This window comes from Clostridium sp. FP2 (assembly GCF_011065955.2).
Taxonomy (GTDB): Bacteria; Bacillota; Clostridia; order Clostridiales; family Clostridiaceae; genus Clostridium_AD; species Clostridium_AD tagluense.
Window position 1 is genome coordinate 111,482 of sequence record NZ_JAAMNI020000002.1, and the last position, 21,661, is coordinate 133,142.

Genomic DNA, 21,661 nt, shown 5'->3' on the forward strand with positions numbered 1-21,661 from the left:
CCGCGGTAACCTTTACCCCAACTGTTGGTTACATTAAATTTCATATGCTTATAATTCCTTTTTTCTATAATTTCTAATAACCTCACTTATTCTCATAAAATTAACTTCTCCATTTATTTGTACATTTAATTAACTTAGGACTTCGTTAATTAAATGATATCAAAGCTATATAATTTAAACAATTGAAGGATTTTCATCTTTTATTCATAAAAATTAACTATTAGTTAATTTAATTCTACTAATAAAAATATTCAGAATTTTACTTGTGATACAGTATACCGTTGTGACGCAAAATATGAAGACTGTGAATTAATACATCTACATATTATGTTCATAGTATTCCATAAAGAAATGGCAAGATAAATGGAACAGCAAATGTAAGTATTACACCAGTAATCAAAGCTACAAGTCCTAACTCTGCACCAACAAACTTAGTTACTGGAACTAACATAGTATCCATATTTCCTGCTGCACCACCTGCGATTGGACTGCCTTTACTGATTCGAATTAACAACGGCAAAAGAAGTACGGTAAAAAATTCTCGCATTACGTTTACTACAAAACCATATGTACCAGCTTTTATTCCATACCCTTGGGTCATGTATGCGCCTGTAATGCTATAATAGCTCATTCCACTAGCAGAAATTACAGAGATATGTATGGGAACATGTAATACTAATCCTGATAATAAACCGCCTAATATGCTTCCAACAAATATTGCAATTGAAATATATACAACTTTAAGGCCTAATATCTTTATATAACCAAATACTTTACGATTAGTTCCGAGACTAATGCCAACACCAATATAAAGAAAAATAAGTGACCACATTAAAGTATAACCTAATAGGCCAACCTGTTTATCCGACAACAAGAAATATCCTACAATAATTCCTGCAACAATACTAATAGGCATTATCCAAACTAAAGGCGATGTCTTTTTTTCTTTTTCTTTATCAATATCAACTTCTTTGTTTACATTAAGGTTTTCTGCATAAAGTTTTTCTCTAAGTATATCAAGCGGCAAAATTGTTTTCTCTACAAGTAACACTAATGCTACACTAAAGGCTATAGCGCTTATAGCGATGACTGCACAATTAATACCGATTGTCCCTAAATTAAGCATTACAGAATCATTTATTCCAATATTCATACCTATTGTAAGCATTAATACAATCAAAGCAATGTTAATTATCCAGTCCACAAGTTTTAATACATTATCCGACAATTTCCTTATACCAAGCAATAAACCTGCTCCTAAACACAGAAATGGTATCCAAGTCATATACTACCTCCAATTTATTAATACTATCACTAGCTAGAATGGCTATGTTATCCCTATTTAAATATCTCCTGTTCATCCACTCAAGATTATATAATTATTGCTTCACTATTTTCTACAGTTACGACGTAATAATTTATTTAATTATACCATTATTACCGTAAATTGGGTTATGGAAAAGTGAATGTATGATTTTAGATAAAAGATTATATTGATTTAGAATGTAATGTAGCTTATAGTTTCGTAAACAGTAAGTAAAATAGTCTTAAGAAACTAATTCACCCAAATCCTCAAGGGTTTGTGGGTAGGGCTTCGAGGTCTTTTTCTGGGTATTCCTAATAATCAGTCGCAGTCAAAGGCTAGTCCAGATCTTCTCCTTCACACTTCATGCGAAAAGTTGATGTGGCACAAGCTTTTTTACTGCTCCTGGTCCTAAAGGAAGCTTTGGACAATCTTACTTACTTCCAAGAAGTAAAATAATCTATTAAGTTATATATAGTTACAATGCTAAAGATTTAAAAGATAAAACTCCAATAGAAATATTTAAAATTCTTGAAAAAGAAGAATTTTAGAAAACAATACTTACGCCTAATATTTGTGAGAACAGTGAATGGTATTGAGCTTCGAAAAGTTAGTAAATGATGTGGCAGAAACGTTCATGTACGTGGAAAGCAACATTTATTTGTGAGTTAAATCATCTCCTGCGGAAGAGATCCTATTTGGTCTTTTAAAAATGAAAAGTATGCAGTACAAACTGAAGAAGCAAGAAACGCAAATGCCAGTAGGAAGCCTACTACTTTCATGGTACTGAAGATAACGGGTAATTCCGGAGGAAGGAAGGAGAGTAACATTTGGAACTGCTTAAAGGCGAGCAGGCCTTAGAGTATAAATTTCGCGTTTTGATGCCTGCTCTCCTTATAGCTCCTATTTTTAAAGTTGATTTATTAAATCATCTAAAAAACTGTTAATAGTATTTAATTTTTCATTATCATATCTATTGAATATTTTTACAAATTTTTCATTTTCTATTTTATGGAGTTTTTCATGTATTTCAAAAGCTTCTTTTCCTTGGGTTGTTAGTGTATAGTAAGTTTCTTTTTTATTATTATCTAAATGAGCTCCTTTTATTAAATCTTTTTCCAATAAAATCAATTACATGAAATTCTGAAAGCATTAAGTTTTTATTTAAAAATCTTTATGATAATGTTCAGTCAACAAATCTCCTAATAATTTTTTATGACTACTTTCATAATTAGTTAAATAATTAATTAAGGTTACCATTTTACTCATTATTATATTTATCTCTATTTTTTCATAATCCATTTTCATAATTTCAAACTCCTTTTATAGTTAGTTTCTAAGGAAACAATATTGTGTTATTGTAATCTTGATGAAAATAAATATATTTTAGTGGAGGTTTTAGCATGAAAATTGATTTAAGTTTTAAATTAGAAAAAAAGTATTAGAGAAAATATTAGCATCGTTGGGAGAAGTGGAGGGGGATCCTGAAAGGACTAATCACGTAGGTACGCATTTTGATGCTATGAACAAAGAATTTTCTATAGAGAACATTATAAAAAAGGTCGAGTATTTAATATAAGCAATATTAAAACTGGCGAAGTAAAAGTAGAAGATTTAGATTTAAGTACTGTAGAAAAAATGATTTTGTAATATTTTATTCTGGAATTTTAGAAAAACATGGATATGGTACAAAAGAATATTTTTCAACACTTTATGAGTTATCCGATGAACTAATAGATTACCTCATTGATAAAGGAGTGAATTTTATAGGAGTAGATATGAGTGGAGTAAAGAAAGGACCTGCTCACCCACGTACTGATCAGTACTGCGCAGACAGAGGGGTATTTATTATTGAAAATCTTGATAATTTAGACCTATTATTAAAAGAAGCATCAAGCAAATCATTTACAGTATATACTTTCCCTATAAATACCAGTGGATTTTCGGGAATTCCTTGCAGGGTAATTGCTGAAATATAAACATTGAAATAACCAGTGTGAGCTGGATTGATATCATTTTAGGCTCCAATCGATTGAAGCTCTCCCGTTCCATCCACCATGGTTGATATACAATATCCTATATATTTATCATTGTTTTTAGCCACAGTTATCTTCATTGTATCTTTATTAAACATAGAAAAAGCTTTTATTCTTTCATCAAAGCGAATAGATCGATATGATTCTTTAAAGTATTCTGAACTATCATCATGATACAACCTGTTCTTTTCCCAAAGGTCCTTGATGATATCAATGTCATTATAATAAATATCGAAAATCTCACTCATAATTATCTACTCCTTAATATATTTATTGCATAGAATTTACCAATTTGACGTAACTTCCAGGAATATTATACCATTCAATTATACAAGTTGTCACAAAATTATACCTTTTGTACTGGCACTATTTGATGTGACAAAAGTGCTAAAGGGACTTATGGGGAATATTTGTCATGTAGTTATTTTTTATATTAATCGTTTCCGAATTCCTACATAGGTTTACAAAATTTACTTTGTAAATATATGTATTAACATATATTTTGGCGCTATCACGATAGCATTTGTAGATACAATAATACTAACTTATAGAGGCAGAGAACCTCTATAAGTTTAAAATTAAAAAAATAATATTAAATATACCATCTAGAAATAAAAATTGACCTTGATTTTACTTTAGTTGTAAAAACAATTTGCACGTTATATATACTTAGTGTGACAGTTTTCATATAAAGCACATAATGGTATAATATTCCTAAGAGTTACGTCGGATTGGTAAAATAATGTATTACCTTGGAGGGAAATTTATGAAGCATATTGTACTCATTGAGAAATTACCAGATACAAATCAATATATTAAATTAAGGAAAGAAGTTGGTTGGGGGACATTAGATATAGAAGTCACCAGAAAAGGAATAAGCAATTCATGCTATTGTTTATGTGTTGAATGTGAAGGTTCCCTTGTTGGATTTGGAAGAGTTGTAGGAGATGGAACAACAGTTTTTTATGTTCACGATATAATGGTATCACCAAAATTTCAGAAACAAAAAATTGGTATTAGAATTATGGAAAAAATAATGGAATATATCAGAATAAATTGCTTAGAGGAAGCATTTATTGGTCTAATAGCAAAAGGTGACCTTTATAATTTTTATAAAAAATTTGGATTTACATATAATGAGAATAATCGTTTTTATCGTTTATAAATTTAGAAGTTTTAACGACATTTCAAAAGGAAAGGCTCATACTTCTATAAGTGGGAGTTACATGCTAAATTCTATTAAGGCACCGCAACATTTATCTTTCTACTTAGTATTAGTAGAAGTTAGTAAATTTGTCTAAAGTAAAGAACATACTCGTGCCTATCTACGGTAACGTGTACGTGACCGTGGTTACATCCGTACTATTATCAGTGTTTTCAATGCTTTTATCATCAATGGCATTTTTGAAAAATGCATCTGAACCTTGTGCATTTTTCATCATGGAAAGAAAAATAGGATAACTCTTTTTGCCAACTTAGTCTTATTCCAACAGAAAATTTATCCTAGGATCATTTTTGACAAAATCAAGGGTTTTATCTTCTTTAAATCCCCCTTTTACTAATCTTTCATATTTATCTTTACTCCAACTGTTGGTTACATTAAATTTCATATGCTTATAAAGCTTTGACTTCATAGAAATATCCATGCTACTTGCTTCATTCACCATATTTATAATCATTTCAATAGCTTTTTCTTTATCCTGTTTTTCTCTTGCTAAAGATAAATCTAATTGATATTTATGGTATGCTCCTAAATCAAATACTTCAGCAACCTTTTTAGCACGCTCTATGTATTCTTCTGCTTCACTAAATTTCTTTTCTTTGTATAACATCTGTATTATTAAAGATAAAGCAGCAAATGTTTCATGAGCATTTTCCCTTAATATACCTTCATAGGCGCCATAAGCCTCATCAGTTTTTCCGCTACTTTCAAATAATAATGCCTGTTGGATTTTTTTATCCACCTTTACTTCTGGAATTTTATCTAATGCTTCTTGAGATTTTTTATACTCTTTTTTCGCCCTATACATTGCTGATAATTCTAATTTTGCCATAGAAGCTGTCTTTACTTTACTGCTTCCTGATACAAGTTCAAGCCAAGCAATTATTTTTCTTTCATATTTATCTTTTTCCTCAATTTGAGGCCCCAATAAATATATCCTTAATACTACTGATATCCAATATGTTAACTCATCACAACTTGGATATTGTTTAATTAAATCACTGGCCTTTTCAAAAGCTTTTTGAAATCCCTCTTTTGATGCCATTTCACCTACCTCTTTTGTAAGCTTTTTTACTTCTACATCTGTTAATTCCTCATTAAATGCTAATAAAGTATTAACATCAATTTTTAAAACACGTGCAAGAGGTGCTAACAGTGCTATATCTGGGCATGATATTCCACTTTCCCATTTATTTACTGCTGGTGCGCTTATATTTAAATAATTAGCAACTTGCTCTTGAGTAAGATTTTCCTTTTTTCTATAATTTCTAATAACCTCACTTATTCTCATAAAGTTAACTCCTCCATTTATTCATACATTTAATTAACTTAGGACTTTGTTAATTAAATGATATCAAATCTATATAATTTAAACAATTGAAGCATTTTCATCTTTTATTCATAAAAATTAACTATTAGTTAATTTAATTCTCCTGATAAAAATATTCAGAATCTTAATTGTGATACAGTATTTCAACTTGAAGCACATCCTTAACCATTTTTTACTGAGGCGACATAAATAATTTACAAGCTCTTTTAATGCTCCTGGTCCAAAAGTAAGATTTCGACAATCTTACGCACTGCCATTTAATATAACATTCTATTAAGGCATCGCAACATTCATATCTCTATTTATTATTAGTAGCAGTCAGCAAACTTGTCTAAAGCAAAAAAAAACGTACTCGTGCCCATTAACGGTAACGTGTACGTGGCTTCAATTACATCTGTGACATTATCAGTGTTTTCAATGATTTTACCATCAATGGTACTATTGAAAAATGCACCTAATTCTTGTCCATTTTTTATCATGTAATGAAAAACAGGATAACTCTTTTAAGCTCTGAAACTACATCTTTGTGGTCTGCTACTCTATTGTCGTATAAGAAAAATATATTACCAAAACACCGATATATTAAAAGAGTTCTTTGAATATATCGGTGTTTTAATTACTCTAAAATATATTTTAAACATATTCCCTAAAAATGAAGAAGGCAGGATTTGGGGAATATTATCTCTTATATTTCAACTTAATGCAGAGTTTTCTCATACTCCTTATGTTTAATCAAATAAATAAAAGAATAAATGTCCCAATGACATTTGCTAAAAAATGTGAAATAGTACACGAGTAAATATTCTTAGTTTTTTGATAAATCACGCCATAAATAATATTATCTATAAAAATAAAAAACAAGATATAAATAATAAGAGCTGAAATGGAGCCAGCCGAAAAATTTCCTATAGCAAAAAATAATGAAGTAATGATGATAGCCCAAATTGGTTTTATAATATTGCAAAGCTTAGTCTGGAAAAAACCTCTAAATGCTATTTCCTCAGCAAATGCTAAAATCAATAATTTAGGTATCTGTAAAAACGATTTATCAAATGATAACATCGGTTTTTTGTCTAAAACAGACAAGTAGAACTCTGGTAGGACAAATTTAAGCAAACTAACTGATACAATACCCGAAACAACAGGAATCAAAATTAACCACCAATATTTTTTTATATCAGATAAGACGTTTTTTGGAATAAAACCGATGTCTTCCATTTTTCCTTTGTTCCTTTTGTTTTCAATAAATAAATACAATATTGAAAAAAGAATAGTTAATCTTAAGCCAACAACATTATTCAAACCTCCACTTGTTAAGCATAGAAATCCAAAAATTGCAATTGGAATGTAAGTTTTCAATAATTCATTTCTATTTTTCATTCAAATACTCCTTTTCACATTATTTATAATCTTCACTTGTCCATATTTTACAATTATATAGTAATTATAACATAAGATTTAGATATTAGAAATTATAACATAATATATAAAATCTATTTGCAATATAATTACTTACACCTAACATCGGCTCATATTAAATTAAACTCAAAGAAAACACAGGTTTTTAGCCTGTGTTTTCTTGTATAAATAGTAGATTAATAGCTTATTATATTAGCGTGATTTCATATGATAATGTTAATTATATTTCAGTAAAAGCACTTCAAAATGGAACCCATTACATTTCTACCGCTTCGCAGAATTCAATGTTAATATCTTTATCTTTGTATTCATTGTCAATATATTTGATGAAGCAATACGCAGGAACAGTACATTTTAATTCAGGATTCGCCACAGTAATATCTTCTCCGATTGCCGGTATGAGCTCAAAATATGAGTCATAACTTGGCACTGTCATCCTCTTTGAATAGATGATGTGGTTTTTATAAGGGGTCTCGCCAACATTTCTATTCTCCCATTTTAATTTTACAACATCGCTTACCCTTAGAGCTGAATTTATACCTACAAAAATATAGTATAATCTCTTAAATTTTTTCCGGATAGATAATTTTTTACTGCCTGAATTTCTCTTTTACTTTTTATTGGATCTACTGTTTTGCTTCCTTTTTTTATTTTATCATTTGCCATGGTTATCCCTAGCTTAGTTAGTATTATCAATACTATAATTGTACTTTAACTAACTGGTTTTGAGCAAAAAATAAGAGCTTTATCATTTAGTGATTAAACCCTAGTTATATCAATACTTTACACTGATGTTATATACTTTTTCGAGTTAGAACTATTAGGTATTCATTCTAACTCAGAATGTTTTGATAAAAGTTTTTTTTGGTAATAACTGTCTTAATGTATATTTTCCGCGTTTTGCGAGCACTACCCCATTAATAAGTTATATTTTAAGACCGTTGTGACGCAAAATACGAATGTTGTGACTCAACTTTATAATTAATTTACCAAGAATAATGATCATTTTACGAGCTGCTTTTGCATCACAAAATTCGTTAGTCTTTGTCCGCTTCTTTCAACAACTTGTTTCTTTAAAACATGATAACCACATTTTTCAAAGAAGGGTTTTGCCGTAATAGATGCATGGGTTAGAATCAAATTGAGGGTCTTTTTAAAAGCATAGGCTTCAAGCTCAGTTGTAATTGCAGTTGCGATTCCCTTACCTTGATAATCCTTGTGAATAAACAACCTATCCAAATATCCGGTATTATCAATATCACCAAAACCAACAATTATGCCAGTTATTTCAGTAACAACAGTATAATGTTCTGACAGAGATTTATCCCAAGCAATGCGGTCAATTGTTTTTGTTGCCCACACATCAAGCTGTGCCTCTGTATAATCTTTTACATTTATGCTATGGACAGTATTATAAAACAACTCAATGATTTCTTTACAATCATCTGATTGATACACTCTGATTTTCATATATTATTTCACCTCACAAGCTAATATAAAAATAGTACATTACACCATATGGAAATTTTACGGTTCCAGCAAAACAGTTCCTCTTAATAACCCTATCATTTTACACCTCCAAATTATATAAATAATCATTAATTCACAACAAGATAGGATTGTTCATAAATCGCAGTTTTGCAATAATGTGATTAGTATGAATTACTAATAAAACAATACTTCTTACACAAACTATAATACAAGGAGTTGATTTTATGAAAAAAGCAATTATTTCATTATTACTAATAGTATTAATAAGTTTTAATTCAAAAAATGTTTGTTCATATAATAATCCTTATGCCAAGCAAGTAAATGATACTAATCAACAAGAACTATACATAGGCAGTCTATTGTCTCTTTTAAACCCCTATATCTCCCATGCAATAGATAAATATTATGGTCACTTTCAACAATATGACTTATGGGGTACAAAAATATTAAGTATAAAAAAAACGCCAGAAGAACTTGAATATGAAATAACAGTACAATTAGAAACTTTTACTGAACCACATAACCCTCCAAGAGGCATAGAAACAATAACTATACTAACAAGTCCAATGGGTACTAAAGTCGTAAACTTTAAACATAAGTCAGAATAACCTGCTTAAATTAATACAAGTTAAAATAAAGTGTTGGGATAATGAGTATTCTAAACATATATGTTTAATTTTGCTAGCATAACTAATTACACTATGTTACTATAGGTAAAGGTAAAATAGTTTTAAATTACATTGGGAGGCCTCTATGAAACAGTCTATAATACAAATAATATTTTTTATATCATCATGTATATTATCTACACTTTTTTTAGATTATATAAAAATAAATAAACAAATACTAATAGTAATTATATATACATGTATAGTCTCAGTCTATTTAGGTTGCATGCATATATCTAAGAAAAATAAAGAAAAGTTAAAGGTAAACTGAAACTATTAATAAACAATGGATGTCGTGAAAGATACGGTTTAAGATACTTTAGATATTAACATAATTACAATCGAAATAATTATTGTTAATAGTCCATTGTTAATATTCCCCCCCACCCGCATCTAATGATAGAGGGGTACTTGAGACGGCATAGATGAAAGATGCGACATAACTTAAGATAAAACTATGTTATTCAAACCCTACAAATTGGAATTTGTTATTTCCTGTTTGGTTTTCTCGTTAGAAACAATAGTGGATAGGCAGTCCATTTTATTTACTTTCGCACTGGTCTGATATACTTAAAAAACCGTTCCGGATTATAATAAAAGTAAATTATTCTACCGGTGGAAGTATCAAAGCAGTAGCCAGTGCCTGCAAAATCAAAAGTTGCCATTGCCTTTTCAATTTTTTCTTCTACACTACGATTTTCCTGCTCATAATCAAATGGCCCATGTTCAAAAACAATATACTCGGCTTCGGGAACATCAATCATAAGCATTTGTGGGGGTATTTCTCCTTTATAATCAAAAGGAAGACGTGTACCGTAACACTCTGTGCGAGGAATACCCCAATCGCAGAGTCTGCCGTCCGGGTCGTTAATGTACGCCATAATCTGACCGCTGCTGCCGTTAGATTCGCTTCCACCATCGTCATCCAATTTGCCCTTGATACTATCGAGTAAGCCGCAAATTGTTTCACAGTCCTGTCCCGGAATAAGACTTTGTTTTTGCCAAAAATCCCAATACCCATTACTCTCATAGTTTTTAATGTGCAAAAATTTGTGTGCGGGAATGGTTACAAAATAAATTTTAACATCATCTGTAGATTTCATCATACCAATCTCTCCCAATCCTAAAAAGTAGCGGTCGAAAGGGTTTATTTTTGTACGAAGAACGACAGGCTTAGGCTTTTTTCGGTATTCACTTGGAGTTACACCATATGTTCCCTTGAAAGCTCTGGTAAAAGCTTCATGTGATGAAAAACTATAATTAAAAGCAATATCCAAAAGGCTTTTTTCACTATCCCGAACCTCTTTTAGTGCAAAGGCTAATTTCCTATGCCGCAGATAATCCCTAAATTGCATACCCGATATTTCTTTGAATTTTCTCGTTGTATAAAATTCAGAATAACCCAACCTGCGAGAAAGAAAGCGTAGTGTCAAGGCTTCATCATTATAATTTTTAATACCATTGTCAATTTCATCAACGATTATTTGAATTTGCTTCTTCCACTCGTACATTCGTCTGTTCACCTCGTTTCAATCACCCTACATTCATTATAAAGAAATAGAGAGATTACTGCTTGATTTTACTTGCTGTTATTTCATTTTTCTCTTTTAAGTTCTGCATCTTTGCGTCTGGCCTACAATATGAGGTTTTCAATACCTCTATCAAAGAAATTTTTGTCTGCACCGTTGCCATTCTCCATGCTATGATATGTAAGAGCCATTTTCCCATTCATAATCAAAACACCAATAATATTGTGAGCATAAGAAACCGCAGGGGCCGAGTAGCCCCATGATAAGCCCCTCCGGCAAACGGATGGTGATATTTTTAAGCGTAAAATTCCTGTTTATTGAATTGTTTATACCATTTATATGTCACATTTTTTTACAGTTACGACGCAACAATTTATTTAATTATACCATTATTACTGTAAATTGGGGTATGGAAAAGTGAATGTATGATTTTAGATAAAGGCTGTATGATAAATGGTTATTCTATAAGAAAATGTGCCGAGATAGTAGAGAGTATTTGTAAAAATAGTATCTAATGGTATAATATTCTTAAAAGTTAAGTCGGATTGGTATTTTATTGTGCGATGCATAGGTTATTTATGTACTATGTGCTAAATACTGATAGGAATGAGGGTGATAAATTGAACAGAGATAGAAATTGGACGGTTTTGTTTATAGGCGGTGCTTCAGGTATGGGTAAATCAAGTGTTGCCTATAAACTGGCTCATTTTTATAACGTGAATGTCATGGAAGTGGATGATATTTGCCAAGCTGTAAAAGCAATGACAACGAGAGAGATTCTTCCGGCAATTCATTATTGGAGTACCGGCATAAACTGGATGGATATCGGTGTAAGCGGCAATGTAAAGTGGCTTATTGACGTAAGCAAAGAAATGATTCCCGGATTAAAGGCAATTGTTGACAATCACATTGAAGCTGATGTACCCGTCATTATTGAGGGAGATTTTATACACCCTGAATTTGCGGTATCTTTTGAAAATCCAAAGGTAAAATCTATCTATATATATGAGCCTGATAAAAATCAAATTGTGCAAAATTATCTTGCCAGAGAGGGTGGCAAATTGCAACATTTCAGAGCGGATACCAGTGCTGAGTATGGAGATTGGCTAGTGGATACCTGTGGGAAATTAGGGATTAAAGTGATTGAATCAAGGCCATGGGATACTGTTGTAGATAGGATTATAGAAATCATACTGTAGCGTATAATACCACACAATAAGAGTATACTCTTTAGTTGGTATTATAAGAAGGTTGCGAATTAACCTTCCTTTATATTATATCCATGTTAAAAATCAAAGATATTTTTGAAATTTAACTGTTGATTACCACCAAGACCACTCTAAACCCTCTAATAATGACCTTTAATGGGCTTATCCTTTGTCCTATGCTTACGACTAGGTTCATATTCCTGCCAATATACTCTTTTTTCATCTAATCTCGTTCTCGCTTCTTTTTCCTCTGCTGAATATCCAACATATACAATACCAAGAGGAGTAACATGCTCTGGGATATTGAGTATTTTTTTTACTGGCTTTATATTACTTTCAATAGGGTATACACCTATCCAAACTGAACAAAGTCCAATACTTGTTGCAGCGATTAAAATGTTCTCTATTGCTGCACTGCAATCTTGAACCCACATTTCTTTACCTGGGCCTTTAAATGCTAACTTCATATTCCCACACACAACAATAGCAACAGGTGCATTGTACCTTGCAAAAATTAATTGCTCTTTCATTTCTGAAAGTTTCTCTGCATCATCAATAACTATAAACTCCCATGTCTGACAATTTGCTGCCGTGGGTGCTGCTGTAGCAGCTTTTAATAAAGTCATAATCATATTTATTTCAACTTGCTTATCCAAATAGGTCCTTATACTTCTTCTTTTATAAATTGTTTCGATTATATCCACATTAAGTCTCCTTTCCAAATTTAAATACTCAAATTGTGTAAAATATTAGTACTCTTTTGCTACGTTATTGTGACATGATATAAGAAAAGTCTGACGTATTATAACTTTTGTATTAATTAAAAAAGCAAATTTAGATTTTGTTTTCACTACTTTAAGGTTGAAATTGTTTTAACATGTAATTTTTTTTGTACAATTAAATAATCTTCCTTATTTTTAGCGGGAGCGAATATTATCATTGAAGGTTGACTCACTCCAATCATATCAATTGACTCGAAATCATCAGAAAGTCTTGCAATAAAGTCATTATCTCCAAAACTTGATGATCCAATAAAATGAGATAAATTGCTTTTACCTAAATCAATAGTATATTTATTACCTTGGATTTCTATTGTTCCAAGTATTCGTTTACCATTAAAAAATGGTGAGTTATACAATTTGCCTTTTAGATGAAATGTAATGGTAGTTACTTTTTTATTTTCATGTAAATATACACACCCTTGATAGGATTTATCAATATCTTTGGGATACATATAAATTATACCTGCAGTTACCAGGACAATTACTAAAACAATGAGAATTTGTTTTAGTAATTTTTTCGAATTTTTCAATTAAGGTCGCCCTCCGATTCTATATAAATTTTTAATTTAATATACAAATTCTTATGATTCCGTCTTAATAATACCATAATATAACATAAAAATAAAGATTAGGATACTACTATTTTAAATTCAACATATTTCCCTGGTTTATCACAAGCAAAAACGTCACAAAGCTTTATTGTTTGTGACGTCTAAGATGAAGGTTGCGAAGCAACTTAACTTCACATTATGCTAATAATTTTATTGATTAGCCATGAGTAATAAATCATCAATAATCGCTGCAATCTGGTCAGCATTGTTTAAATAATATACTCAACGACCACCTACTTTTAGTAGGTGATCGTTGAGTATATTATAAATATTAATTTCTAGTTTAATTTTTCAATTGTAACAGTGTAAGGTCCATGTGAACCTAAATTATTATTATTATAAAGCATTAAGTTCCACTGGTATATTGACGGTGTTGGTGTAGATATAACAATATCAGATGTAAACGTAGTACCACTCTCCATGTTAAACTCACTGTGTCCTCCAGTAGGTGATAACGTTGCATTAAGACCAGTCAAATTAAGTCCATAACCTTTATTGTTGATTACTTCAGATAATACTGTAAACCTATATGTTCCGGGTTTTTGAAATCCAATATAATACATTTCAGTTGCTTGTCCCCATAATTCACTTGTTTCTTTGACTGGGGAATCAGCTATGTTAATCGCAGAAATATTTTCTCCTCGTTTTGACATACCTACTGTTACATTGGCATTTGCTTCATTTTTAGTAAAAATCATTACCCTATAGTCTTTATTAGGACAAAAATTCCGTGCTACCGTTGGATTAAGCATCGGCTCACCTGAATCATAACGAGTTGACCCATCCGCAGAAGATATTTCAACTCTAACAGGGATACTCGATGTTACCTTGAAATGTCTTTTATCAGAATCAGGTACATTTACATTAAACGATGCTATTCCGCTCCAAACCCCCACAGAAATCGGAGCTTCGTCCACTAATGTGTCCCCATTTGCTGATCTAGCTGTAAAAAGTGCCTTTACACTTGTAGCTTCTTTTGTACTTGCAAATGCAGGCACAGAAGTAAAAATTACTAGACTTGAGCATACTAAACCCATTAACAATTTTTTACTAAATTTTTTCAACATAAAATTTTCTCCCCTATATTAGATGGCCATCTAAAATTTAATTTAGCTATGTTTATATAATTCTATATTCATACAAAATATCCTCTTTTCTATTAAAAATATATATTAAAACCATTAATTACTTATTATTTATTTTTTTACATATTTTAAATAATGTATTTTACCAACTCCGTAACAATAGTGCAAAGAAAAGAGACTATTTAGAGTCCTCTATTGTGCATTCAAATTTATTGATGTGTCGTGACAGTTTCATAAGTCGTCACAAGTAAAAACGCCACAAACTTTTATTGTTTGTGACGCCTAAAAAGAAAAGTATGTATCAACAAATCTAAACTTTATATTTCCTTGCTTTTATAAATAAAAATTGAGGTTTCTTAGTTAATTTATCATATACGTTAGGTAGTTCGATTTTAAATTGTTCAATCGGCATAGGCTCTAATATTTGCTCTATTATAAATCCTGCATCAATAATAGAGGTGATAATCTTACTTAACGGCCTTCTATAAAATTGTACTTTTACCTTTCCATTATTAGTATTCCATTCATCATCTAATAATTCTGTTAAGAAGTAATTCTCTCTATTAAATGCTGTAAAATCCATAAACGGATGATGAATAGATATAATAAGTTGTCCATCATTCTCTAGTATTCTATTAAATTCACTCATTACTACATCCCAATTTTTAATATAATGAAGTGTCAATGATGACAAAACAATATCTAAAGATTCATCTTCAATAAAATTTAATGGATCATTTAAATCAGCCCTTATAATTTCAGCCTTTTTTCCAACTCTTTTTTTAGTCATCTCTATCATGTTTGGACTGAAATCTAATGCTATTACACTTGCGCCCTTTTCCAATAACCATTTAGTATACCAGCCTGCCGCACAACCTGCATCCAAAACCTTCTTGCCTTTAACTTCTCCAAGTAATGATATAGTTGCAGGTCTCTCATAGTAGGCATTGAATGGCTTAGCATCTACATATTCAAAATAATATTCAGCCATATCTTCATAAGAATTAAGTGAAACCGAGTCTTTATTTATAACTTGTGCTTCCTGTAATAGGTTATTCAATATAATTCCTCCTCAATATTACACAATAAAATACGAATGTGACGTAACTCATAGGAATATTATACCATTCGTTTATGCAGGCTGTCACAAAAAGTAGGCTATTTTTTGATTCTAGTTGGTGTGATTTAGAGAAATGTTGGCGAGACCCAAGTATGCAATGATATTAAGAAAGTCTTTATACCCAGAAACCTTAGAAACCCAAAAATAAAAAACTAGTTCAGGATTAAATACCGAATCCGTATTTATAACTGTAGCTTGTGACCTGTCCGTATTTGCATCTGTGTCTGTACACGGTGACGTGTACGTGCCCGTTACTATATCCGTACTATTACCAGTGTTTTCAATTTTTTGACTAGCAATGGTACTCTTTAAAAATGAATCTGCACCTTGTCCTTTTTTTACTCATTGTGACTGAAGTTCATTTACTTTTTTCATCTTATCGGCTAAGCTTATTTTGTTGCGTCCCATGCTATAAACTCCTTAGCTAATTCTTGATAGGAAATAGATCCTTCGAATTTTCTATCAAAGGTCATAATAGGTTGTCCAGCTAAAACTGCATCTGGAAATTTTATTGATTTTTTTATCATGGAATTAAAAACAGGATAACTATTTCTAAGCTCTGCTACTACATCTTTGTGGTGTGTTGTTCTATTGTCGTATAAAGTTATTAATATTCCCATTAAGGTAAGCTTTTTATTTAATCTTTTTACCTTAGTCATGGTTTTTTCAAGCAAATTGAAGCCTCTTAATGTAAGATACTCCGGTGACATAGGTACAATTACAACATCACATGCAGCTAATGCAATAATAGTTAGGAGCCCAAGGGAAGGAGGGCAGTCGATTAATATATAGTCAAAATCTGCTTTCACGGGGTCAAGTGCATCCCTTAATTTGAAATCTCGACCTACCTCAGATACTAGTTCCATTTCTGCGGCAGAAAGGTCTATGGTAGATGGTACGAAATAGAGAAGTTCATTAAATAAAATTAATTTCCTTATATCCACATCATCAAAATTGTTTTTTCTAAATTTTCAGGCTCAAGACCTGTTGAAATTGTTAAACTGGCTTGTGGATCCAGATCTATCATTAATACTTTCATGCCAAGTTCTGTAAGAGCTACCCCTAAATTTAATGTTGACGTTGTTTTGCCAACGCCTCTGCAGCTTTCAATAAAGTCATAATCGTATCTTTTTCAACTTTCTTATCCAAATAGTTCCTTATACTTCTTCTTTTATAAATTGTTTCGATTATATCCACATTAAGTCTCCTTTCCAAATTTAAATACTCAAATTGTGTAAAATATTAGTACTCTTTTGGTACGTTATTGTGACATGATATAAGAAAAGTCTGACGTATTATAACTTTTGTATTAATTAAAAAAGCAAATTTAGATTTTGTTTTCACTATTTTAAGGTTGAAATTGTTTTAACGTGTAATTTTTTTTGTACAATTAAATAATTTTCCTTATTTTTAGCGGGAGCGAATATTATCATTGAAGGTTGACTCACTCCAATCATATCAATTGACTCGAAATCATCAGAAAGTCTTGCAATAAAGTCATTATCTCCAAAACTTGATGATCCAATAAAATGAGATAAATTGCTTTTACCTAAATCAATGGTATATTTGTTACCTTCGATTTCTATTGTTCCAAGTATTCGTTTACCATTAAAAAATGGTGAGTTATACAATTTGCCTTTTAGATGAAATGTAATGGTAGTTACTTGATATTCTTTTTAATCATAATCACTACCTCTGAATTAGTAGACACTTATGTTTATGATATGTATAAGGGCAATAGCAGCCGATGGTACAATAACTATTAGGGATAAGGTTAACCCTAATAGAGTTAATAGCTTGGGTATCAAGTTAAACCATTTGTGAGTGTGCATAATACTATTGGTACTGCATATTGCAAAAATAATAACAAAATGTTTAGATTGTTCTTATAATTTCAAGTTTTAAATTCTTATGTAACCATTTAATTTTTTGGTTAAAATCATACATTCTTTTTTATATCCAATTTACGGTAACAATAGTATAATTAAATAAACGTTTTGTGTCGTAACCGTAAAAAAATATGAATTAGATTTAAGAGGTGATAGTAATGATAAATGAAATTCAGGCAATTACAGATAAAGAGATAGAAGAAACATTAGATACATTGACTAAAGATAATGAAATTCATGCAATTACAGGCAAAGATATAGAAGAAATGATAGATACTCTGATAAAGGATTATGGAATGAGCACAGAATGTCTATCACATTTGTTGGGAGTAAAGAGCGATGGACATAAAATTGAAGAACCAATTGGGTTTGCAGAACGTTCTTCTTTTACTAATTTAATAATGATGTTAGACACTATTCCAAAGGAGGAACCAGATTTTAAGTTTAAAGCATTTTTAGAAGTTCTAATTGAAGTACATAAGATTAGTGCTGATACCATTGCAAAATTTGCCGAAATTCCAACTCAGTGTGTTTTAGATTTCATGATTGATAGTAGCACAGTGCCAATTGAGATAAAATATAAGCTTGCATCAGTAATAATGACATTAAGATTTATATTTAAAACTGTTGAGCCTAAAATATAATAAATGTTATATTAAGAGATTTCGGACATACTGAATATTATTCGTAAATTATGTCATAAACGAATGTACGATTTTAACTAAAACCTTACATTCGTAAAAATAACATAAAGCGTTGACATATAAGATTTGCATCATTCTTCAAAGTCATTAATGGTCGCAATGTAGCAGCTGACCCTACAAAGAAGATTTTTTTAATATATTAAATAGAATAGAATTGAATGTATTCTTACACAAGATTATTTACAGGTTACTTTATATAGAGTATTTATCTTATATATGAAATAAATTAAATATAAAACTTCAGAAACAACTGCAATTTCAGTAACATTCTGTTTTAAAATAAATCCTGCGACTATTCCAGTTTGTATAACGAATGTACCTATCAACATAAGCATTTTATACAGATATTTCTTTTCATTTTTAAAATTAATTATACAAAAAATTAAGGTAGATATAATAAGAATTATATTTATTACTATAATTATTTTTAGTATCACATGTATTCCTCCTTCTTTACTTGGCCCTCATCCTAATTTAGACACTACTACACTTTCAACAGGTGTAGGTAACGCAGTATTAGAGTTTATAGTTGCTAAAGCACTGGTACTACTTCCCAATATACTACACATTAGACATAATGAAATTAATTTCTTATTCATATTAAATCATAACATTTTTTCAAATATAAGGTTTTTGTCTCTTAAATAACATTATAATCTACAATACAATATAATACAATTGTGCATTGTGTAACTTTGAAATATTAAAAAAATGTTAAAATAAGAACCATAAACTGATATTTTATCTATATAATATACATTTCAGCGTGGATAGGTAAAAATATCCATAAAGCCTTGCTTATTATCATCAAACACTCCCACATTTTAATATAAATACTTTTTAGTTTATTATTTTCTACCTCGCCTTAATTCATTTTAAGTTCTTTTTTTGTTTTAAACCTTATAATAAACCCAACTATAAGTCCAATCAATGCAGGAAAAAAAGCAAAGAATAAGTCTATTCCACCAAATGTACTAAACACTACAAACGAAATTATTATCTCTAAAAGACTAACAAATGCAGGATAAAACCAAAACAGATAACCTTTTTTCATACTAATGATAAATGAAGCAATTAAAGTAGTTAACGGCATTACAATGTAAAAATAAAGAACACAATACCCCATTTCGTCACCCGCAGAAAGAAATACTCCCTCAAGACCAATTACCAAAAAAATTAATAAAGAAACACCATAACATATTATCGAAATTGTTTTCGATGAATTAATACTTTTCATGATTACTCCTCCTCCAAATAAAATATAATCTTTACATCAATATTTTTAACAATTACGCAACAATTTTAAGTCAATTATACCATAATAAACCATATATTGCTGTTTTTTTAAGTGAATAAGTTAAGGTTAGCGTACGCAAAAATGACATTTCGTACGCTAACCTAACTATAAGTTATTTATAGTTAATTTAAAATAACATTGGGTATCCTTAGTCTGATTACATTACAACTTATTTTTTCACAGCATCCATAAGCATGTCCATAGCCATTCTAAATATCTCCGATTCTTTTATCCTTTTTCCTTTGTTTTTCTTAGTCAGTTGTTTTGATAGATCCTTTACAAAATATGATTGATCTTTTCTTAAATAGGCCACACATCTTACAAATTGTTCATTATTGCTCAGTAAGGAATCTAGCACCGAATCCGTATTTATAACTGTAGCTTGTGACCTGTCCGTAGTTGCATCTGTACCTGTGCACGGTGACGTGTACGTGCCCATTACTATATCCATACTATTACCATTGTTTTCAATTAAAATAAGCACCAGCAACTATTTTTATAGCCGCTGATGCTTATTCATTTATTGTTTGCTAATATTTCACTTTTGAATGTCACGTTATTAGCAATTGGTTCGTATTTTACACACTTTCCATACTAATCAAAGATATCATACGTAACATATCCAATCGTATTAGTTTTTTCATTATTAAAACCTATTTTGCTTGAAAGTATCGTAATTTTATCTATTTTTGAATTTACAGCATTAAATGTTGAGCTTGCTGTTATTCCAGTTACGTTATCACGTAATATAAGAATAATTTTTTTGTTAGTATCAGAAAATGCATATGTTATTGTACCCGTACCTACTGAAGATTTGTACATGCTGCATTGATAACTACTTGTTATAATTTTAAAAATCTTACCTTTATCATTTTTTTCTGTCTTTATCAGTGGCATGCATTGTAAATAGATGACATTTAGGGCAATAATCATTAATCATAATACTCATATCCCAATAATTCTTATATTCGGTTTTCAAGGTTTGTCTTTTTATAATACATTTGTGCTTTTACTGCGAAAATAGTATATAGAATAATCAAGCAAGGGAAAGCCAACCAAATAAATCCTCTCATCATTGCGAAAGGTGTTTCACATAAGAATGCGCCCCAAAAGGATGTTCCTATCTTTTGCCATAATTCAGGCGTATAGTACCATAATTTTGGATTTAATACTGTAGTAATGTCAATATCGAAGGACATAAATATTGCAATATAACATGCTACCATTGATAACCACATATTTGATAACTTCTTGTATCGCTCTGCTTTGGAAGATACATCAGAAAAAATATCATCACCAGCTCTCTCATCCATTTTTTTAAAGTATTGTTTTCCAGATGTTTTTGAACCCGTAATATGTTCCCACCCGCAGTCCTTAAAAAGTGTAATATAATTTTGAAAATCATACTTTGACTTAAAATTGCGATAATCTATTTTTGTAATAGTATTGCTAGATGAAGTTTTGCGAAATTCATATTTTATATATTTTCTATACAATTCCCAACCTTGGCTTGTCATTTCATTTAACCATTTTTCTTCTTTATCAAGACTGACATAACATCTAAGTTTTTTCATATTGACCCCCATTCTATTTCAAATTATTCTGAGTAATCTCAATAATATGTTTCATTCTTTCAAAATCAAGAAGTAATACTTTCTTTCCTTCGTCTGTGATAAGATAAACTTTACGCCTAATGTCATCACTTTCAACAGGTTGAATAAACTTTAATTTCAGCAAATTTTCAATGGCTCCGTATAAAGTCCCTGCCGCTATTCTTACCTTACCGCCGCTTAAATCTTCAACTTTTTGCATAATTAAATATCCATGTGCTGGTTCAAGTAGAGATAAAAGAATGTAATACACTGTTTCTGTAAGTGGCAAATTTTTATTTCTTTTCATTTAGTTCTCTAACCCCTTTGTTATAAAGTGTAAATATATAGTTATACTGTATAGTTACATTGTATATA

Annotated in this window: 28 protein-coding genes and 1 pseudogene; 5 read left to right on the forward strand and 24 right to left on the reverse strand. The window is 30.4% G+C overall.

The window, feature by feature from the left end; translation table 11 throughout:
• Positions 1–331: 331 nt before the first annotated feature.
• From G9F71_RS25290 to G9F71_RS25300, 3 genes are all read right to left on the reverse strand, one after another.
• On the reverse strand, positions 332–1,285 hold the full coding sequence (locus G9F71_RS25290; protein ID WP_164952084.1) for a lysine exporter LysO family protein: 954 nt from the start codon (positions 1,283–1,285) through the stop codon (positions 332–334).
• Between the two features lie 927 nt (positions 1,286–2,212).
• Complete coding sequence (locus G9F71_RS25295) at positions 2,213–2,425, reverse strand: hypothetical protein (protein ID WP_224626880.1); 213 nt, start codon at positions 2,423–2,425, stop codon at positions 2,213–2,215.
• Positions 2,426–2,467: 42 nt separating this feature from the next.
• Positions 2,468–2,611, reverse strand: a complete 144-nt coding sequence (locus G9F71_RS25300; protein WP_224626882.1) for a hypothetical protein — start codon at positions 2,609–2,611, stop codon at positions 2,468–2,470.
• Between the two features lie 470 nt (positions 2,612–3,081).
• Here G9F71_RS25300 and G9F71_RS25305 point away from each other — a divergent pair, with 470 nt between their 5' ends.
• Positions 3,082–3,282 (forward strand): hypothetical protein, encoded by a 201-nt coding sequence (locus G9F71_RS25305; protein WP_224626884.1) that lies wholly within the window; start codon positions 3,082–3,084, stop codon positions 3,280–3,282.
• Positions 3,283–3,320: 38 nt separating this feature from the next.
• Here G9F71_RS25305 and G9F71_RS25310 read toward each other — a convergent pair whose 3' ends face one another.
• Positions 3,321–3,587 carry a hypothetical protein gene (locus G9F71_RS25310; protein WP_164952085.1) on the reverse strand — a complete coding sequence of 89 codons (267 nt, stop codon included), beginning with the start codon at positions 3,585–3,587 and terminating at the stop codon, positions 3,321–3,323.
• Between the two features lie 518 nt (positions 3,588–4,105).
• Here G9F71_RS25310 and G9F71_RS25315 point away from each other — a divergent pair.
• Positions 4,106–4,504, forward strand: a complete 399-nt coding sequence (locus G9F71_RS25315) for a GNAT family N-acetyltransferase (RefSeq protein WP_164952086.1) — start codon at positions 4,106–4,108, stop codon at positions 4,502–4,504.
• Positions 4,505–4,820: 316 nt separating this feature from the next.
• On the opposite strand, the gene G9F71_RS25320 is transcribed toward G9F71_RS25315, so the two are convergent.
• The 5 genes from G9F71_RS25320 to G9F71_RS25335 form a co-directional block, all read right to left on the reverse strand.
• Positions 4,821–5,852 carry a helix-turn-helix domain-containing protein gene (locus G9F71_RS25320; protein WP_164952087.1) on the reverse strand — a complete coding sequence of 344 codons (1,032 nt, stop codon included), beginning with the start codon at positions 5,850–5,852 and terminating at the stop codon, positions 4,821–4,823.
• Positions 5,853–6,623: 771 nt separating this feature from the next.
• On the reverse strand, positions 6,624–7,271 hold the full coding sequence (locus G9F71_RS25325) for a CPBP family intramembrane glutamic endopeptidase (RefSeq protein WP_164947747.1): 648 nt from the start codon (positions 7,269–7,271) through the stop codon (positions 6,624–6,626).
• 295 nt (positions 7,272–7,566) lie between these two features.
• Entirely contained in the window at positions 7,567–7,740 is a 174-nt protein-coding gene (locus tag G9F71_RS25330; protein ID WP_224626886.1) for a hypothetical protein, read from the reverse strand.
• A gap of 110 nt (positions 7,741–7,850) precedes the next feature.
• On the reverse strand, positions 7,851–7,976 hold the full coding sequence (locus tag G9F71_RS27455) for a hypothetical protein (protein ID WP_263488321.1): 126 nt from the start codon (positions 7,974–7,976) through the stop codon (positions 7,851–7,853).
• A gap of 336 nt (positions 7,977–8,312) precedes the next feature.
• On the reverse strand, positions 8,313–8,780 hold the full coding sequence (locus G9F71_RS25335) for a GNAT family N-acetyltransferase (protein ID WP_164952089.1): 468 nt from the start codon (positions 8,778–8,780) through the stop codon (positions 8,313–8,315).
• Between the two features lie 245 nt (positions 8,781–9,025).
• Here G9F71_RS25335 and G9F71_RS25340 point away from each other — a divergent pair, with 245 nt between their 5' ends.
• A complete protein-coding gene (locus G9F71_RS25340; protein WP_164952090.1) occupies positions 9,026–9,409 on the forward strand; it encodes a DUF3888 domain-containing protein in 384 nt (127 codons plus the stop codon).
• 605 nt (positions 9,410–10,014) lie between these two features.
• Here the strand turns inward: G9F71_RS25340 and G9F71_RS25345 are convergent.
• Complete coding sequence (locus tag G9F71_RS25345) at positions 10,015–10,980, reverse strand: helix-turn-helix transcriptional regulator (protein WP_164952091.1); 966 nt, start codon at positions 10,978–10,980, stop codon at positions 10,015–10,017.
• Positions 10,981–11,576: 596 nt separating this feature from the next.
• Between G9F71_RS25345 and G9F71_RS25350 the strand changes: the two genes are divergently transcribed.
• Complete coding sequence (locus tag G9F71_RS25350; protein WP_224626888.1) at positions 11,577–12,197, forward strand: hypothetical protein; 621 nt, start codon at positions 11,577–11,579, stop codon at positions 12,195–12,197.
• A 149-nt stretch (positions 12,198–12,346) separates the two neighbouring features.
• On the opposite strand, the gene G9F71_RS25355 is transcribed toward G9F71_RS25350, so the two are convergent.
• The 7 genes and pseudogenes from G9F71_RS25355 to G9F71_RS25385 form a co-directional block, all read right to left on the reverse strand.
• Positions 12,347–12,910, reverse strand: a complete 564-nt coding sequence (locus tag G9F71_RS25355; protein ID WP_164952092.1) for a nitroreductase family protein — start codon at positions 12,908–12,910, stop codon at positions 12,347–12,349.
• Between the two features lie 146 nt (positions 12,911–13,056).
• Positions 13,057–13,518, reverse strand: a complete 462-nt coding sequence (locus G9F71_RS25360) for a hypothetical protein (protein ID WP_164952093.1) — start codon at positions 13,516–13,518, stop codon at positions 13,057–13,059.
• Between the two features lie 359 nt (positions 13,519–13,877).
• On the reverse strand, positions 13,878–14,666 hold the full coding sequence (locus G9F71_RS25365) for a hypothetical protein (protein WP_164952094.1): 789 nt from the start codon (positions 14,664–14,666) through the stop codon (positions 13,878–13,880).
• A gap of 328 nt (positions 14,667–14,994) precedes the next feature.
• Positions 14,995–15,744, reverse strand: coding sequence for a class I SAM-dependent methyltransferase (locus tag G9F71_RS25370; RefSeq protein WP_224626891.1), 750 nt, complete (start codon positions 15,742–15,744; stop codon positions 14,995–14,997).
• A gap of 449 nt (positions 15,745–16,193) precedes the next feature.
• Positions 16,194–16,915 (reverse strand): annotated as a pseudogene (locus G9F71_RS25375) (ParA family protein).
• Positions 16,873–17,019 carry a nitroreductase family protein gene (locus G9F71_RS25380; protein WP_224626894.1) on the reverse strand — a complete coding sequence of 49 codons (147 nt, stop codon included), beginning with the start codon at positions 17,017–17,019 and terminating at the stop codon, positions 16,873–16,875. Before G9F71_RS25380 ends, G9F71_RS25375 begins: the two are co-directional and overlap by 43 nt.
• A gap of 128 nt (positions 17,020–17,147) precedes the next feature.
• On the reverse strand, positions 17,148–17,435 hold the full coding sequence (locus G9F71_RS25385) for a hypothetical protein (RefSeq protein ID WP_164952096.1): 288 nt from the start codon (positions 17,433–17,435) through the stop codon (positions 17,148–17,150).
• A gap of 416 nt (positions 17,436–17,851) precedes the next feature.
• Between G9F71_RS25385 and G9F71_RS25390 the strand changes: the two genes are divergently transcribed.
• Positions 17,852–18,337 carry an HTH domain-containing protein gene (locus G9F71_RS25390; RefSeq protein WP_164952097.1) on the forward strand — a complete coding sequence of 162 codons (486 nt, stop codon included), beginning with the start codon at positions 17,852–17,854 and terminating at the stop codon, positions 18,335–18,337.
• A 236-nt stretch (positions 18,338–18,573) separates the two neighbouring features.
• On the opposite strand, the gene G9F71_RS25395 is transcribed toward G9F71_RS25390, so the two are convergent.
• From G9F71_RS25395 to G9F71_RS25420, 7 genes are all read right to left on the reverse strand, one after another.
• Positions 18,574–18,834: a hypothetical protein gene (locus tag G9F71_RS25395; RefSeq protein WP_164952098.1), complete on the reverse strand. Its 261-nt coding sequence runs from the start codon at positions 18,832–18,834 to the stop codon at positions 18,574–18,576.
• Positions 18,835–18,861: 27 nt separating this feature from the next.
• Entirely contained in the window at positions 18,862–18,996 is a 135-nt protein-coding gene (locus G9F71_RS27465) for a hypothetical protein (RefSeq protein WP_263488324.1), read from the reverse strand.
• Positions 18,997–19,262: 266 nt separating this feature from the next.
• Positions 19,263–19,634 (reverse strand): hypothetical protein, encoded by a 372-nt coding sequence (locus tag G9F71_RS25400; protein ID WP_164952099.1) that lies wholly within the window; start codon positions 19,632–19,634, stop codon positions 19,263–19,265.
• 229 nt (positions 19,635–19,863) lie between these two features.
• Positions 19,864–20,178 carry a hypothetical protein gene (locus tag G9F71_RS25405; RefSeq protein WP_224626896.1) on the reverse strand — a complete coding sequence of 105 codons (315 nt, stop codon included), beginning with the start codon at positions 20,176–20,178 and terminating at the stop codon, positions 19,864–19,866.
• A 110-nt stretch (positions 20,179–20,288) separates the two neighbouring features.
• Positions 20,289–20,591 (reverse strand): hypothetical protein, encoded by a 303-nt coding sequence (locus G9F71_RS25410; RefSeq protein ID WP_164952101.1) that lies wholly within the window; start codon positions 20,589–20,591, stop codon positions 20,289–20,291.
• 65 nt (positions 20,592–20,656) lie between these two features.
• The gene (locus tag G9F71_RS25415; RefSeq protein ID WP_164952102.1) at positions 20,657–21,268 is read right to left on the reverse strand and encodes a DUF2812 domain-containing protein; all 612 of its coding nucleotides are present in this window, start codon (positions 21,266–21,268) and stop codon (positions 20,657–20,659) included.
• A gap of 13 nt (positions 21,269–21,281) precedes the next feature.
• Positions 21,282–21,593, reverse strand: a complete 312-nt coding sequence (locus tag G9F71_RS25420) for a PadR family transcriptional regulator (protein ID WP_164952103.1) — start codon at positions 21,591–21,593, stop codon at positions 21,282–21,284.
• Between the last annotated feature and the right edge of the window lie 68 nt (positions 21,594–21,661).

Coding starts and splice junctions, on each gene's coding strand:
- G9F71_RS25290 (WP_164952084.1), bottom strand. CDS start 1,285: ATGACTTGGATACCATTTCTGTGTTTAGGAGCAGGTTTATTGCTTGGT.
- G9F71_RS25300 (WP_224626882.1), bottom strand. CDS start 2,611: ATGAAAATGGATTATGAAAAAATAGAGATAAATATAATAATGAGTAAA.
- G9F71_RS25305 (WP_224626884.1), top strand. CDS start 3,082: ATGAGTGGAGTAAAGAAAGGACCTGCTCACCCACGTACTGATCAGTAC.
- G9F71_RS25310 (WP_164952085.1), bottom strand. CDS start 3,587: ATGAGTGAGATTTTCGATATTTATTATAATGACATTGATATCATCAAG.
- G9F71_RS25315 (WP_164952086.1), top strand. CDS start 4,106: ATGAAGCATATTGTACTCATTGAGAAATTACCAGATACAAATCAATAT.
- G9F71_RS25320 (WP_164952087.1), bottom strand. CDS start 5,852: ATGAGAATAAGTGAGGTTATTAGAAATTATAGAAAAAAGGAAAATCTT.
- G9F71_RS25325 (WP_164947747.1), bottom strand. CDS start 7,271: ATGAAAAATAGAAATGAATTATTGAAAACTTACATTCCAATTGCAATT.
- G9F71_RS27455 (WP_263488321.1), bottom strand. CDS start 7,976: ATGGCAAATGATAAAATAAAAAAAGGAAGCAAAACAGTAGATCCAATA.
- G9F71_RS25335 (WP_164952089.1), bottom strand. CDS start 8,780: ATGAAAATCAGAGTGTATCAATCAGATGATTGTAAAGAAATCATTGAG.
- G9F71_RS25340 (WP_164952090.1), top strand. CDS start 9,026: ATGAAAAAAGCAATTATTTCATTATTACTAATAGTATTAATAAGTTTT.
- G9F71_RS25345 (WP_164952091.1), bottom strand. CDS start 10,980: ATGTACGAGTGGAAGAAGCAAATTCAAATAATCGTTGATGAAATTGAC.
- G9F71_RS25350 (WP_224626888.1), top strand. CDS start 11,577: ATGTACTATGTGCTAAATACTGATAGGAATGAGGGTGATAAATTGAAC.
- G9F71_RS25365 (WP_164952094.1), bottom strand. CDS start 14,666: ATGTTGAAAAAATTTAGTAAAAAATTGTTAATGGGTTTAGTATGCTCA.
- G9F71_RS25390 (WP_164952097.1), top strand. CDS start 17,852: ATGATAAATGAAATTCAGGCAATTACAGATAAAGAGATAGAAGAAACA.
- G9F71_RS27465 (WP_263488324.1), bottom strand. CDS start 18,996: ATGAATAAGAAATTAATTTCATTATGTCTAATGTGTAGTATATTGGGA.
- G9F71_RS25400 (WP_164952099.1), bottom strand. CDS start 19,634: ATGAAAAGTATTAATTCATCGAAAACAATTTCGATAATATGTTATGGT.
- G9F71_RS25410 (WP_164952101.1), bottom strand. CDS start 20,591: ATGCCACTGATAAAGACAGAAAAAAATGATAAAGGTAAGATTTTTAAA.
- G9F71_RS25415 (WP_164952102.1), bottom strand. CDS start 21,268: ATGAAAAAACTTAGATGTTATGTCAGTCTTGATAAAGAAGAAAAATGG.
- G9F71_RS25420 (WP_164952103.1), bottom strand. CDS start 21,593: ATGAAAAGAAATAAAAATTTGCCACTTACAGAAACAGTGTATTACATT.